Genomic DNA, 14607 nt, shown 5'->3' with positions numbered 1-14607 from the left:
GTTCCAATAAATACCATTAAAGTCGAAATTACGATTAATTGAATTTTTTTCATCTGGATTGTTTTTCCATCTTTTTAAGATTATTAATTCAGTTGTGCCGGTTTTTACAAAGCGGTTTACTGGAAAACGTGACGGAAGGATCAATTACAAAATCATTTTCCAGGTCGGTCCTGCCGATCAGAACCTGATAATTGAAATTACTCCTATCGTTCAGGCTCACTTCAATCTCCTTATGAACGTTCCCTAAGCAGATTTCAATACTCACGACCAGTCGTTCTTCCAGACCTCCTCCCCTGCGTTTGATTTTAACTGAACGGAGTACTTTTTTCTCAAGAATTATTTTTTTGGTTTTCCCCTTTTTTGTATTCGTCTTCAGTTCAAAATTAACCCATGGTTCATGACCGCGTTCAAACTTTCTCAGATTGAAAGCATTTATTGAAGAGCTTTTCGCACCGGTGTCCATTTTTGCACGAATTTTTAAAGCTCCAGGATATATTAAGATCATCTCAAGCCAGCCGATAATCTGTTTGCTTTCAACGCATACAGGGTTCATCGATAAAAAAAATGAAAAACAAACAAGTATCAGAAAGCATTTTTTCATTAGCATTTTCCTCAACATATAATCAGTTAAAACTTGCTCCTACAGCTACAGGTAAAATTATATCCTTATACATTTTTCCACCCGATTTTGCAAAAAAATAGATTTTAGCGGATGGACGTTTCGCTGTCAGCCTCTCAACTTGAAATCACCATGGCATCATCAGGCCTTGTTCTTTAGCCTTTTTTGAAATTTCGATCAGCTTGGATCTTTCTTTCAGTGCTTTTTTATTTGCCGCTCCGGATAAAGATCGGAAAATTCTAATATTTGCATGCATTGACCCTGCCTGCGTTTTTAATTGACATTGATCCGTCAAAATAATATTAATTTTAAATAGAATTTTTGTATTATCATAAACTTATACACTTTTTGTCTAAATCAAAAACTCATACAACAGCCTCTTCCGAATCCGCCAAATAAACTCTGAGTCCTGTACGGGGCATATAAAAAAAGGAGAAATTTATGAAAGCAGCGATCAAAACAATACTGCCAGCTATGTTTTTTACGATTTTTTTCGTCTTGGGGACGCAGAGCTTTGCCGGCGATATAAAAGACAGCGAATCCGCGTCCCATTCCGATGCCGCAGCCGACTATGATATCGTCGACACTTACGCTTATCCCGGTTTCAAAATCATCCAGTTCAATCTTGCCGTCCTGTCACACTATTCTTATATGCTGATCAGCGAAAAACATGCCCTGGTGGTGGATCCCGGAAGGGATATCTTCAAGTGCCTGGAAATCGCACAAAAAGAAAATTCAAAAATCAAGGGCATCCTTCTGACCCACAGCCATGCCGATTTTGTGGCCGGTCATATGGAACTTGCAAAAAGAGCAGGCTGCCCGGTTTTTATCAGTACCCGTGACGATGCCAGCTATCCCCACACCCCGTTGAAAGACGGCTCAACCTTGTCAACAGCATTGAAAACGAAGGGGATGCAGAACTTCGGATGGGACTGAAGGCATTGTTCAATACTCCGGGTATTGATCCGCTTGAGCTGATAAAGAAAAAAGAAATTTTTGAACTGCTGGAAGCTGCTATTGACAGATGCGAAGACCTTGCCAATGTTCTTGAAACCATATTAATCAAATATGCATGAGGAATCCATAATGGAAATCTTATTTTTTTCAGTAATCATTATTTTGGTAGCCTTGATATTTGATTTTTTAAATGGAATGAATGATGCGGCCAATTCCATTGCCACCATCGTTTCAACCCGGGTTTTATCCCCCCGTACAGCCGTTGCCTGGGCTGCGTTCTTCAATTTAATTGCTGCTTTTGGATTTGGCGTCGGGGTTGCCAAAACAATCGGAAAAGGAGTGGTCAATCCGGAAGTCATCTCTCTGTGGTTTGTCCTGACTGTGCTTATTGGAGCTGTTTCATGGACTCATATCTGCACGATAATGGGCTTCCAATCAGTGTTTCTCATGCCCTTATCGGTGGTATAATCGGTGCCGGTCTCGTAAAAGGCGGAGTGAATGTCCTTATTATTCCGGGAATCACCAAAATCTGTATCTTTATTTTTCTTTCTCCCTTGATAGGAATGGGTCTGGGAATTTTTTTTTCCATCACAACAGCCTGGATTTTTAAAAACTGGCGTCCCGGAGATGTTGACCGTTTTTTTCGTGTAGGTCAACTTGTATCATCTGCTATGTTCAGCCTGGGGCACGGCGCAAACGATGCCCAGAAAACCATGGGCATTATTGTCATGGTTCTGGTTTCCGCAGGATGGCAGTCTGATTTTTCAGTGCCTGTCTGGGTTATCCTGTCATGTCACATAGCTATTGCAATGGGCACCCTGATCGGTGGATGGAAAGTTGTCAAAACCATGGGAATGCGGGTGACCAAATTAAAGCCAATGGACGGTTTCTGTGCTGAAACGGCTGCAGCCGCATCCATTATCGGCAATTCCTTTGCCGGGATTCCTGTTTCAACAACCCATACCATTACCGGCGGAATCATCGGTGTCGGAACCGTTCACCGTCTTTCTGCCGTCCGATGGGGGGTGGCAAAAAATATCATCATGGCCTGGATATTGACCATTCCCGGGTCAGCTGCGGTTTCAGGCGGTGTGTATTTATTGTTGTGCTTTTTCGGGAAAAGTTGAAGAATACTCACCTGCCGTATAAGCACGCCGTTATCAATTTCCTTTTCTACACAAGATTTTATTTTATCACGATAAACAGCCCGTGTTCCTTAGCAGCGTTAATCCATAAGCCTTACAGGACGGTGACGAACAAAGCAACATCAAGGTTCAACTGCTTTATCAAAAGCCACTTTTTTTTCCTGTGTCAGCACCAGGTCTTTTATTCCGAATATGAGCATCCGGCATGCCTGGGTGAACAGGCGGTTCACTAGGAAAAGAGTGGACAGATCCAACTGTTCCTTTTTATCCATTGATGATGCTTGAACCGTATTTTGAATAAATTCGTTATCAGCCAGCTCCACCTTGTTAAAGGCGTCTATTATTGTATTAAATTGTAATTCGGAATCATTTAAATAAAGGACGGCATTTATTTCATGATACAAGCTTATCAGCCTTTCCCTGAAACGATCATACTGGTGATTGAGAAAAGCGGAATCCGATGATTCAAACTCGTCAAAATCCGATCGGATACCCTTAAAATTCTTCGCTGCATTCATGATGTTTCTGGATGCAAGGATCGCCTTTTCTATATCCTGTGCAACTGCTTCATCAAGTTTATGGGACTGGATTTGTGAGTAATAGGCAATAATGGATGAATGCAGCAATTTAATACTGCTGTAAAAATCTTCAACCGACATTTTCTTTTTATTGTTCTTTTCAAACGGTAAAGGTTCTTCAAACACAAGGTGTTTATCAATAGAAAGTGATCTTAACGTATACAGCCGGCATTCCTGAAGCAGGTGGATAATTTCATTTTTGAGTGCGATAACAGCCGCTTCAACCTCTTCTACCGGTGTATTTGCAATATGAATACTCAATTCCGCTTTTCGTTCAGGGAAAAATCTGACAAGAAAGGTGGTCATCATATGAACAAAGGGTAGAAAAATCAGGACCCCCGTGACATTGAAGATAGTATGAAAAAGAGCCAGGCCCACCGGCCCGTTTGTTGAGACATCAACAAAGAATTGAACGATCATGGTCATGGCCGGCAGTCCCAGGAATGCAATGATTCCGGTCACGATATTAAAAAACAGATGACTTGCGGCAACCCTTTTTTTAGGAGGAGTGGCACCGATGGCACCCAGCAGGACCGTGACTGTTGTGCCTATATTGGCTCCGATAACCATGGCTGCAGCCATTTCAAATGACATCAACTGACTGTTCAAGGCTGTAAGCGTAATTGCAATGGTTGCTGCACTGGCCTGCATGAGTGCCGTGATAACGGTTCCGATAACCAGGCACATCCACAGGGCAAGATTCTGGAACTGTTCCGGATTAAAGTTCTGTGAAAAATTTTCCACACTTGTTTTCATGTAATCCAAACCTAAAAACAGGAATCCAAACCCGATAATCAATCTGTTGATATGATAAAATCGAGTGTCGGGTTTAAATAAAATCAGCCCGGCGGATCCTATACCGATGAAAGGCAGGGCAAAGGTTTCTATTTTTATTTTAAAGCCGAGAGTTGCAACAATCCAGGCAGTCAGAGTGGTGCCGATATTAGATCCCAGTATGATACCAAAGGCGTTTTCCATGCTCATAATACCGGCACCGACAAAAGCAAGTACCATTAAAGATACTGCAGAGCTGCTCTGTAATAAAGCTGTAACCAAAGTTCCGTTTGCAATTGCTTTTAACCGGGTGTTTGTATAATCGCGAATGATTCGCCTGAAGGCTTTGCCGGACAGGTCTTTAACCGAACTTTCCAGAACCTGCATCCCAAAAAGAAAAATTCCCAGGCCGGCCAGAAGTTTCCAATAATCAAAGTCAAACATGGCTGCTCAAATACAGGGACTGTTGATTTATTAATTTCATTACCATACCTTTAATCCAAATCACATTAAAATCAAACTTCGCCATATTAAACCAGGAAATCCTGGAAAACAACAGCAAACCCAAGGAAAGCCAAGAAACATAGAATATCCGTCTTCTTTTTAAGGATAAATGACAAAAAACATAGGGAGTTGTGTACCTTACTTTCTTATTGATTTGCTTGTCTGGCTTGATTTTTCCTTGACAATCCGGACGAACTCGTTAAACCTTATTTCATTGCTTATATGCATATTGGAATTTGAAATTTAGTTCAACCTTCTGCTTAATAGGAATTGACATGCATCAAACAGTTAAAAAAATAATCCACTCAATGGATACAAAAAAAGACCGGGAAACCGCCCATTTTAAAGCGGATGAAATTTATCAAATGGGACCCGAAGCCTTAAATGTACTTGTTGCTATCGGCACAGCAATAAACTTGAACGAAACAGAGGTTACAACCAGAAAAAGGTTGATCCGGGCGATCATTTTTTCTTTGTCAAAATTTGCAAAGAAAAGACTGTTCCGCAAGCCCAGGCTTCTTAATAATACTGATGCCGTTAATCTGCTCTGTGATTTTTCCGAGCAGGGATTCAACTCCGCTAGAACCGCACTTCACAACATTGGATTTTTTGATACAAATATTATCAAAAACAGACTGATGTCTCTTCCCCTGGTTTCAGCCAGAGAGCATGATCGTGAAATAACCTTAAATGAAGCCATCGAAGAGATTAAAACTGCTGACCTGACCGCATATGTTAAAAAAATCAAGCACCAGAGTTATCTTATCGGAACAATCGACAAACATTGCCATGAAATTTGCAAAACCGGAAAAAACACCTTTGCCTACAGGATCCGGCGGATGGAATAAAACTTGAAAATGCTATGAAAGTAAAAGCCACTTGTTAAATGAAGCCCTTCGGGCGGACCCAAAAGGGCAAAGTCGCTTTACATACAACGCAAACTGTATGCCAATATACCCGATAAAGCGGGTTCACTTAACAATTAAGTTGAAGTGGACATCAACTGTAGATTTTTTTTTAGCTGTGTCGCAGCCGCTTAACTTAAGTTTTAGCCTTGTTCACGGTAGCTGGGCTTAAAACACCTGACTGTTTTACAAAAATATTCAATATTATGATTGATTTTATTACAACAAACTGATTAAATATCTCTGACTTTATGACAAAAATATAAATGAGAATGCGATGTTCAATCGGGATATTTTAAATAATTTATCAAGCTGGAAAGACAAAAAGGATCGAAAACCACTGGTCTTGAGAGGTGCACGGCAAGTGGGAAAAACGACAGCTATCAACCTTTTTTCAGAACAATTTAATCAATATCTGTATCTAAATCTTGAAATTAAAACCGAGCGGGATATCTTTGAGCAGAACCGTTCCATTGAAGAGTTGGTTCAGGCAATATTCTTTTATAAAAATCAGCAAAACCGTAAAGGCAGTGTTTTAATATTCATAGATGAAATTCAGAACTGCCCATCTGCTGTTTCCTATCTCAGATATTTTTATGAATCTTTTCCAGATCTGTACGTTATCGCAGCCGGATCTCTTTTAGAAACACTTATTGATACTCATATCAGTTTCCCGGTTGGCAGAGTAGAATATCTTGTGATGAGGCCATTAAGCTTTAAAGAGTTTCTAAATGCATTATCAGAAACGGCCAGCCTGGACATTCTTAATAAAACAATCCCTGTACCTGATTTCGCACATGACAAATTGATGAAATTATTCAATACATACGCAATAATCGGGGGCATGCCGGAAATCGTTCAAAAATATTCCGACCACAAAGACATCATTGCACTCAACAGCATATTTGACAGTTTAATCGTCTCTTACCTTGATGACGTCGAAAAATACGCCCGAAACAGCACAATGGCAAACGTTATTCGCCATGCTATTTCAAATGCATTCTATGAAGCAGGCAACAGGATTAAATTCCAGGGTTTTGGCAATTCCAACTACAAATCAAGAGAAATGAGTGAAGCATTAAAAGTTTTGGAAAAAGCGATGTTAATTTACCTTGTGTACCCCTCTTCCTCTGTTTCACCCCCTTTGCAGCCAAATACAAAAAAATCGCCAAGAATCCAAGTTCTTGACACCGGAATGCTAAACTTTTTTGGTGGATTTCAAAAAGATTTGTTTGGAGCCAATGGCATTGATACTGTCTATCAGGGCAAGATAGCAGAACATATTGTCGGGCAGGAACTTCTCGCTGCTGAAACATCACCTTTATTCAAACTGCAATTCTGGAACCGGGAAAAAAAGCAATCCAATGCCGAAGTCGATTTCCTGATTCAATATAAAAATCTGCTGATACCCATTGAGGTAAAATCTGCTGTAACCGGACGACTCAGGTCCCTTCATCAGTTCATAGACCGGGCACCTCACAAATATGCTGTAAGGATTTATTCCGGGAAATTGGAAACAAATCGAATTTCGACGTTGAACGGAAACGATTGCACGCTGCTAAACATTCCGTTTTATTTAACCGGATCCATTAACGATTACATCGACTGGATGATATCCAATGACAAGGCGATTCAACAATCCAAATGAAGCGGATAATACCGCTTATTTGGAGACGATATGCTTGAACCATAAATTCAACTATCATTATTCTCTCCCGAGGGAAGTCTGTCGGTTTTAACCCCTTGTTCCGTTGCGTTTTTCAAGGCTTGCTCCAGTTTTGCTTTTTCCCTGAACGCCTTTTCTCCGGCACTTGCTGCTTTTTTTCTTATTTTGATGGATTCATTTATTTTTTTGACGATCTCTTCGGTATTATCATGGGATGTCAAATCAATTGATTCCATTATGCCGGCGGCTGCCCGGGCCAGGTCCAAGGCTCTTTTTTCAGCTACTTGCGCTCTTTTTTCAGCATGCACCAGCTGATCATAAAGATCAGCAAGCTCTTTTACCTTGCCTTCTTCCGGCTCAGCATCAAGCTGCATGGTTTTTGCAGCCATGGCCATGGCCGCAACCTTTATATCCGGCAAAATCGTTTCAAACAGATCTCCGGTGAAGCATACAGGCTGTTTTTGCTTCATGATGAAAGGAATAAAAACCAGGTGAGCATCCTTTGATTTTTCCTTGATTATCGTTGAGGTAACACCTGTGACAATAACCGGAAGAGCATTAATCCTGATTTCATCCAGCCTTTTGGATAAAGCATCCTGGTTTTCCGGAGAGTCTGAAGAATAATTCACGGCCAGCAGCCTGATGCTGGCTGATTCCCATTTTTCGTTTCGAGTTACAAGATAGGCCAGAAGGAGTAGCAGGTTGCTGGTATCATCCCCTCTCCACCAGACATCTATACGTATCTCATCTTCCTGGTCAGGATACTCTAAAAGTTCTTTTATTTGCCGGCCATCGAAGAAAACCACATTACAGCCGTCTCTGAGAGCCTTTTGAACCTGTTGTTTATAATCGGGAAAATACATATTCCGGAAATTTTTTTCGCTTTTTTCGCTTTTTTCATTCCAGTTGATCAAAATGGTGTTGGCTTTGACAGGCCCGATACCATAGGACTGGATCAGGATATCAAGGCCGGTTTCAACATCCGGTGCTGAGACAAAAAGTCCAAAGGCCCTGGAGTCAAAATTCAGCAAATCCTGTTGCAATTGAAGAGTCAATTCGTCTTTTGCCTTGACGGATATGATGCCTTGTCTGACAACCATATTTACAGCAGTGGTCAGGCCGCTGCCTCCTTCGACAAGAGAGGCAAACCAAAGCAGGGGCAAGCGATGGTCGCTGCTGCCGGACAAAACCAGAATAAAGGGCCGCCACTCTCTTGGATGCTCTATGTCTTCCTGGGTGGCCAGCAGGTTTTTTCGTATCTGCTGAAGGTGATAGGACCGTTGACTGTCTGCCCACCGGGACGGACCGGAAGTTCTTTTCAAATATTGATAGATGGCAAAAAGAATGGCCACTGCCGCAACCCCTGTTTTCCAGTCAATGGCCAGCATGACTCCCAGGCATATCAAAAATCCTGCCAGACTCAGATTTCTATGATACCATCGGAAACGGGGACGAAAAGACGGACTTTGGGTGGCAGCCTCAAAATAGGTGGCATAGTTGAGCAGACCGTATGAAATCAAAAAAAACATGGAAACAACTTTTGCAATCAGATCAAGCTGTCCCATTGCAATGGTTCCAAGGGCAATGCACAAGGACAGCAAAACGCCTCGTCTGGGGTTGTCAAAAGCCCCTGCACCCAGGGCAAAGGGATTTAAAAAAGCAAAAATTTTATCCCTGGCAAGTGACTGAAGAATTCTGGGGGCACCCAAAAAGGATGCCATTGCAGACGAAAGCGTGGCTGATATGACACCCGCATCAATAAAAATTCCCCATTGGGCAGTATCTTTCATGATGTTGTAATTTGATGCCAATGTCGCAAGGGGGCTGGATGCTGAATAAACAACTGCAACCGCCAGATAAATCAGAACAGACAAGGCAACCGCCAGAAATGTTCCAAGGGGCAGGCTTTTTCCGGGATCTTTAAGATCTCCTGACATGCTGACCCCCTGGGTAAAGCCGGTTACTGCCGGAAAAAAAATGGCAAACAAAATCCAGAACCCTGTATTATCAGTTTCATTTATCCGGCTTGCCCATAAAAGGTTTGTGTCCCATTTTTGAAATCCACCGATAAAAAATGAAATCAGTGCCAATACCAGGATAGCCATTACTGCGTATTGAAATTTCGTGGCCCAGTCCGCCCCTGTCCAGGCCAGGACAAACAGCAGCAACAGTGCGGTTGCGGCAATCATCTGGGGTAAAAACGCAATGTCGGCAAAAATCCCCATACCGGAAATGGCTTCACCAAATCCAATACAATAAAAAGCAATGGATACGGACTGCGCCAAAAACAGTACTATGCCTATGGCCCCGCCGAATTCAAGGCCCAGAGTTCGGGAAATCAGGTAATAATCACCGCCTCCCTTGACCTTCAGGTTGGTGGCAATGGCAGCCAGGGAAAAACTTGTGAGTACGGAAATGGAATTTGCAAGACACATGATGATCAAAGTCTTTGCAAGACCGGCTTCGCCAAGGACATATCCCATCCTCCTAAAGAGGATGATGCCGAGAATGGTCAGAATACTGGGGGTGAAAACACCTGCAAATGTACCCAAAGACCCGTTTTTTTTAGGAGAAATACTGACGGACATTGCAACCTCCTGAACAAAAGGCATAAAACAAAAACAACTCTGTGTAATAAAATTTTATCTATACGCTACCTTATATCAGTTTTCAAACAGAAAACCGGATGCAAAAAAATTAAAACACAGCGATGTTGACCTTAAGATCAACACTCAGACACTCAAATTTTATATTCAGGTTTTGGAAAATAAACAGAAAAGCAAGTGCCTTCACCCTTCCGGCTTTGTACTTCAATGGTGCCGTGGTGAGCTTCAACAATGCTTTTTACAATGGCAAGCCCCAGGCCTGTTCCGTTTATATACCTTGTTTCTTTATTCTTTACACGAAAAAAACGGTCAAAAATATTCCCCAGATCCTGTTCCGGTATCCCAAGGCCGGTATCTGATACCTTGATTACCACACCGTCACTGTTCTCATCTGCCCATACCGTAATTTTTCCGCCATTGGGACTATACCGGATCGCATTGGATATGAGATTAGAAACCACCTCTTCGATATTGGTCCGGTTTCCCAGCATATGAATTTGGTTTTTGGTTTCTTTCACTGTCAATTGTGTGGATTCGGCATCTACAGTATCCTGATAGCCCGCAACCTGATCCTTTATCAATTCAACCAGGTCCAGTTCCTCTCTTTCCTGGTTGATCAGCCCTGATTCAATCTTGGAAAGATCCAGAAGTTCTGACGAAAGTTTTGTTAATGATTTGATTCGTTCCGAACTTCGTTGCAGTATCTCTTTTTGCTTGTCAGTCAAATCTCCTGCCAGTCCGTCCAGAATCACCTTTAACTGCATTAAAATTGAATTGAGAGGACTTTTGATTTCATGGGCCACCATGGAAACAAAATTGGATTTTAGCTGATTCACCTTTTTTAACGCCGTGATATCGTGGAGAAGTGTAACAGAGCCCAGATTCCGATTAAGGCGGTCCCGGAACGGAATACATCTGGCACCAATAATGATATCATCTTTTCCTGTTGAAAACGGCATGGAGATCTCATCGGTAATTTCTGCAAATGTACCTTCCGGCTGGTTAATGGCCTGGTCTATCATTTCCAGCAACCTGGGGTCAGTTATAAATTCCGATACATTGTGACCTATAACTTTGGTCCTTCTGCAGCCGATTGCTTTTAAAAATGCCGGATTTGCCAAAGCAATCCGTTTCTGGTTATCCGTTGTCAACACCCCATCGCTCAAGGTGTTGATCATCACCCGCATCCTGGATTTTTCAGTTGCGATATCCTGAAGTGTCCTCAAAAATTCAATGGCCTTACTGATAACAGCCCGCAATTCATCGGGTGAAAATGGTTTTGATAAAAAATCAAAAGCTCCTTTTTTCATTGTCTCAATTGAATGTTCAAGTGTTGCATAACCGGTCACTACAATCACAACCGTATCAGGATGACGGGATTTGACGTCTGTTAAAACTTCCAGACCGGAGATCCCGGGCATCATCAGGTCCAGCAAAATGATATCAAAATGCTTTTTTTCAATCATTTCAAGACCTTGAACACCATCATCCGCAACTTCAACATCACATCCTTCTTCTGTCAGTAATCTTTGACAGGCTTTTTGAATACGCACTTCATCGTCCACGACCAACACCCGTGGCTGAAAAAAAATATCTTTTACACTCTTTTTTATGGAATTTATAGCTGAATTATTCATTTGTCTTTATATTTGTCTTCATTTCTTAAGTTATAAATATTAATCGGTTTGGGGATTACACAAAGACGGACCTTTGGTTTCCGAAGGTACGCACATGGGAAATTCAATGATAAATATTGTGCCTTTTGAGCCTGTTTTTTTAACAGAAATTTTCCCCCCATGCTCCTCAATGATGCCGTAAACAATACTCAAACCAAGCCCCGTACTTTTTCCCACTTCTTTTGTCGTAAAAAAGGGGTCAAAAATTTTTGATAAATTTTCATGGGGTATCCCTTCTCCTGTATCTTTAATTTCCAGGAAAACCTTTTTAACTGCTTTCTCCTTATAAGATGTCAACGTGATGATACCAAGTCCGTCCATGGAATCAGCCGCATTGATAACAAGATTAATCAACACCTGGTTCAGCTTATTTGTATCTGCGTGAATGAGCAGCATTTCATCTGACAGATCTTTTTTAATGATGATATTTCTGAACTTTTTCTGATCCCGGATCAATGTCAGACTCTGGTTGACAATATCATTGAGGTGAACAATATTTTTTTGAGATCCAGCACGTCGACTATAAACCAGAAGGCTTTTAACGATGGACTTGCACCTGTTGGCATCTTCAAGAATATACCCCAGATCTTCACGCATACTATCATCAAGATCTCCCCGCTCCAATAAAAGGCTTGCATAAAACAACACACCGGTCAAAGGATTATTGATTTCATGGGCAACACCTGCAGCCAATTGACCCAAAGATGCCATTTTTTCAGATTGAGACAACTGCTTCTGGGCCATTTTTAATTCTTTTTCAACCTTGATCTTATCTTTTAAATCATTATAAATCGCCATTGTGGCTGATTCATTGCCTTTTTCGTCATAAATAATCGCGGCTGACATCTCGACTTTAATTTCTTCGCCATGGGAATTAACAATGGTTGTCCGCGGAATCAGAAGTTTTCCTTTTCCTCCGATTTTTTCATCCCTGAGCATTCTCATGATCTCTTTGGCTTTGCCCGGAGGATATAATTGTTCGGTATGCTTGATCTTGCCTTCCTCACCGTTATAGTCACCAAACAACTCTTTTGCCACAGAATTCATCAAATTGATATTACCCTTACGGTCTGCGGCAACAATTGCGCTTGCAGACGAATAAATCACCCTGCTGATAAACTCTTTTGCCCCATGCAGCTGATTTTCAAGGGATTTCGTCTGGGTAATGTCCCGCATGTTGGCCGTCACATATGCCACATCTCCATTTTCATCAAAAATAGGTGAAAACACTCTTTCTTCCCATCTGTACTGATGCCTTAAAACAAAACTGTGACTCTTTTTGTCTTTTATAACCTTGGAGATGGTGCATTGGTCGGAGTTGCAGGGCGTATCCTTGTATAAAAAAGTATTAAAACACTTTTTACCAAAAATTTCCTCAAAAGACAGATTAAAAGTTTCATAAAACTTTTTATTGGCACCCAGCAGAGTTTTATCAGGTGAAATAATAACGCTGGGATATGACAGGGAATCAAATACCCTGATCCGCCAATACATTTCATCTGCTGACATTTCCGGATCTTTTTTCATAGCCTCTGCCTTTCACAAACCATTCAAGCTTTAAACCTTCAATTCTCGCTTATTTATCACTACACCAAATTCTATCCGAATTCGATTCATATTGTCATGGATTTTCAAACACATCCGTTAATGCCTGTTTTGCAGCCTCACCCTTACCTTGGGCCAGAATAATACCAATACTTGACCCTGTGCAGGCTGCCTGAAGAACAGGTATTGATTTTTTTGAAAGGCAATTCAATGCCCTGCTGATAATACTGTGCCTGTCACCGAAATGAGGGCCATGGAAACTGAGCAGTTCAGCCGGACAGGTTTGACCCTCAGTGAACCCCGGCGATTTTCCCGTTAATAAAAACAGGCGTATATTTTCCGGGGATATCAGATGGGCGCATGTATGAAAAAACTTATCTTCACTATTTTCGCTGTCATCAATGGATTGAAGCTCTCGCCCAAACCCGGCCAGCTGATCAAAAGAGAACCGGTAAGCGTTCAGCGTCAGGTCAGTCTCCAATGTTATCCCATAAGTCTTTATTTTTTCCTCTACATAGGTTGCACGGGTTTCAGGATATTTTTTCTTCAAAAATTTTGTGAGTTCATCGTTTTCTTCCTGTTCAAACGGCACATGGGATTTGGGCAGATCGAAATTGGATGACAGCAGCTCTATAAATGCATCGCAATTTTGTTGATCAACCACAAATGTCAACATTGCTTTGGACGAAACCATGTGCCAAAAGGATATTTTTTGCTGTCCCAGAAGCGACAAAAGCCCTCCCAGCAGACGGAACCGATAGTGGTGAGGGTATATGGACAGGGTACAGATATCTCTTTTACAGGCCCAGTTGCCATCCTGATTCAGCACATTCTTTAAATGTCTTGACGCAATCGCCCCTGAAATAAAAGATCTGTCACCCAAAGTGTTCAAAGCCATAAACACAAGGTTAATGCTCTTTGATTGCAGAGCCTGATAGAGCAGCATACCGGATGTATAATGCCTGTCAAACTCTTCCTGGGTTACCTGAAGATAATTTTTATTCAGGCGAATGCCGTTAATTTTTATTTGGTTCATCATCCCAAAATCCTAGCAAATAACACGGGCAGACCAACGATTTTCCTTTGGTTTGCAAACAACAAAATATGAAAGTTTTTATGTGATTTTTTTAAGACTTTCATATGAAGTATCCCGACAAGTCAGAATCAAAATGGCGGGGAAAAGAAACTCTCCCCGCCATAATAATCTTTCAATTCAACAAAAATTATTGCAAAATTCAACTCACGACTCGCAATGTTCCTTTACGATTTCCATTAACTTATCCAAATCAATTGGTTTTGGAACATAATCATCGGCTAAAGTTGTTTTGCCATCATGATGTGTATAACTGGTTGTTTTAACGGAATCAGCGACAGCAGTTAAGAGAACAACAGAAATTTTTTTCAGATCAGGATTGTTTTTAATCTCTTCACAGACTTCCCATCCGTTCTTTCTGGGCATCATTACATCAAGGATGACAAGATCAGGTTTCTCTTCATTTATTTTTTCCATAGCTTCTTCACCGTCATAAGCCTTGGCCACTCTGTATTCCAGAGCTTCTAATTTCATAGAAACCGCTTCCACCAAATCGGGATCATCGTCTACGACTAAAACAAATTGTTTTTCACTCATTG

At 41.3% G+C, this 14607-nt stretch carries 12 protein-coding genes and 1 pseudogene; 5 read left to right on the top strand and 8 right to left on the bottom strand.

Features of this window, described 5'->3' with window-relative positions:
- Positions 1 to 88: 88 nt before the first annotated feature.
- The gene (locus tag BLT94_RS05220) at positions 89 to 601 is read right to left on the bottom strand and encodes an ATP-dependent zinc protease family protein (RefSeq protein ID WP_175530278.1); all 513 of its coding nucleotides are present in this window, start codon (positions 599 to 601) and stop codon (positions 89 to 91) included.
- A 145-nt stretch (positions 602 to 746) separates the two neighbouring features.
- Positions 747 to 875: a hypothetical protein gene (locus tag BLT94_RS22505; protein ID WP_281243348.1), complete on the bottom strand. Its 129-nt coding sequence runs from the start codon at positions 873 to 875 to the stop codon at positions 747 to 749.
- Positions 876 to 1060: 185 nt separating this feature from the next.
- Here BLT94_RS22505 and BLT94_RS05215 point away from each other — a divergent pair, with 185 nt between their 5' ends.
- The 3 genes and pseudogenes from BLT94_RS05215 (at position 1061) to BLT94_RS05210 (ending at position 2703) form a co-directional block, all read left to right on the top strand.
- A complete protein-coding gene (locus BLT94_RS05215) occupies positions 1061 to 1555 on the top strand; it encodes an MBL fold metallo-hydrolase (protein ID WP_245742974.1) in 495 nt (164 codons plus the stop codon).
- Positions 1546 to 1695, top strand: coding sequence for a hypothetical protein (locus tag BLT94_RS21935; RefSeq protein ID WP_175530277.1), 150 nt, complete (start codon positions 1546 to 1548; stop codon positions 1693 to 1695). Before BLT94_RS05215 ends, BLT94_RS21935 begins: the two co-directional genes overlap by 10 nt.
- Positions 1688 to 2703: pseudogene (locus BLT94_RS05210) on the top strand (anion permease). Before BLT94_RS21935 ends, BLT94_RS05210 begins: the two are co-directional and overlap by 8 nt.
- A gap of 140 nt (positions 2704 to 2843) precedes the next feature.
- On the opposite strand, the gene BLT94_RS05205 reads toward BLT94_RS05210, so the two are convergent.
- Positions 2844 to 4517, bottom strand: coding sequence for a Na/Pi cotransporter family protein (locus BLT94_RS05205; protein WP_092231232.1), 1674 nt, complete (start codon positions 4515 to 4517; stop codon positions 2844 to 2846).
- A gap of 335 nt (positions 4518 to 4852) precedes the next feature.
- On the opposite strand from BLT94_RS05205, the gene BLT94_RS05200 reads away from it, so the two are divergent.
- Together BLT94_RS05200 and BLT94_RS05195 are read left to right on the top strand one after the other, a co-directional pair.
- The gene (locus BLT94_RS05200; protein WP_092231229.1) at positions 4853 to 5425 is read left to right on the top strand and encodes a hypothetical protein; all 573 of its coding nucleotides are present in this window, start codon (positions 4853 to 4855) and stop codon (positions 5423 to 5425) included.
- 334 nt (positions 5426 to 5759) lie between these two features.
- Positions 5760 to 7130: an ATP-binding protein gene (locus BLT94_RS05195; protein WP_014958029.1), complete on the top strand. Its 1371-nt coding sequence runs from the start codon at positions 5760 to 5762 to the stop codon at positions 7128 to 7130.
- Between the two features lie 47 nt (positions 7131 to 7177).
- Here the strand turns inward: BLT94_RS05195 and BLT94_RS05190 are convergent, their stop codons facing one another.
- The 5 genes from BLT94_RS05190 to BLT94_RS05170 all read right to left on the bottom strand — a co-directional run bounded on the left by BLT94_RS05190 (position 7178) and on the right by BLT94_RS05170 (position 14605).
- Positions 7178 to 9736: an amino acid permease gene (locus tag BLT94_RS05190; RefSeq protein WP_092231226.1), complete on the bottom strand. Its 2559-nt coding sequence runs from the start codon at positions 9734 to 9736 to the stop codon at positions 7178 to 7180.
- A gap of 152 nt (positions 9737 to 9888) precedes the next feature.
- On the bottom strand, positions 9889 to 11391 hold the full coding sequence (locus BLT94_RS05185) for an ATP-binding response regulator (protein WP_014958031.1): 1503 nt from the start codon (positions 11389 to 11391) through the stop codon (positions 9889 to 9891).
- A gap of 39 nt (positions 11392 to 11430) precedes the next feature.
- Entirely contained in the window at positions 11431 to 12957 is a 1527-nt protein-coding gene (locus BLT94_RS05180) for a PAS domain-containing sensor histidine kinase (protein WP_014958032.1), read from the bottom strand.
- Positions 12958 to 13051: 94 nt separating this feature from the next.
- Entirely contained in the window at positions 13052 to 14014 is a 963-nt protein-coding gene (locus BLT94_RS05175) for a hypothetical protein (protein WP_092231223.1), read from the bottom strand.
- A 201-nt stretch (positions 14015 to 14215) separates the two neighbouring features.
- Entirely contained in the window at positions 14216 to 14605 is a 390-nt protein-coding gene (locus BLT94_RS05170) for a response regulator (RefSeq protein WP_014958034.1), read from the bottom strand.
- Positions 14606 to 14607 lie beyond the last annotated feature (2 nt).

Origin of the sequence: Desulfobacula phenolica (assembly GCF_900105645.1) — a bacterium.
Classification (GTDB): domain Bacteria; phylum Desulfobacterota; class Desulfobacteria; order Desulfobacterales; family Desulfobacteraceae; genus Desulfobacula; species Desulfobacula toluolica.
The sequence above is the reverse complement of the archived record's forward strand: the minus strand, read 5'-3'. Positions and strand labels throughout refer to the sequence as shown.

Coding starts and splice junctions, on each gene's coding strand:
- BLT94_RS05220 (WP_175530278.1), bottom strand. CDS start 601: ATGAAAAAATGCTTTCTGATACTTGTTTGTTTTTCATTTTTTTTATCG.
- BLT94_RS22505 (WP_281243348.1), bottom strand. CDS start 875: ATGCATGCAAATATTAGAATTTTCCGATCTTTATCCGGAGCGGCAAAT.
- BLT94_RS05215 (WP_245742974.1), top strand. CDS start 1,061: ATGAAAGCAGCGATCAAAACAATACTGCCAGCTATGTTTTTTACGATT.
- BLT94_RS21935 (WP_175530277.1), top strand. CDS start 1,546: ATGGGACTGAAGGCATTGTTCAATACTCCGGGTATTGATCCGCTTGAG.
- BLT94_RS05205 (WP_092231232.1), bottom strand. CDS start 4,517: ATGTTTGACTTTGATTATTGGAAACTTCTGGCCGGCCTGGGAATTTTT.
- BLT94_RS05200 (WP_092231229.1), top strand. CDS start 4,853: ATGCATCAAACAGTTAAAAAAATAATCCACTCAATGGATACAAAAAAA.
- BLT94_RS05195 (WP_014958029.1), top strand. CDS start 5,760: ATGTTCAATCGGGATATTTTAAATAATTTATCAAGCTGGAAAGACAAA.
- BLT94_RS05190 (WP_092231226.1), bottom strand. CDS start 9,736: ATGTCCGTCAGTATTTCTCCTAAAAAAAACGGGTCTTTGGGTACATTT.
- BLT94_RS05185 (WP_014958031.1), bottom strand. CDS start 11,391: ATGAATAATTCAGCTATAAATTCCATAAAAAAGAGTGTAAAAGATATT.
- BLT94_RS05180 (WP_014958032.1), bottom strand. CDS start 12,957: ATGAAAAAAGATCCGGAAATGTCAGCAGATGAAATGTATTGGCGGATC.
- BLT94_RS05175 (WP_092231223.1), bottom strand. CDS start 14,014: ATGATGAACCAAATAAAAATTAACGGCATTCGCCTGAATAAAAATTAT.
- BLT94_RS05170 (WP_014958034.1), bottom strand. CDS start 14,605: ATGAGTGAAAAACAATTTGTTTTAGTCGTAGACGATGATCCCGATTTG.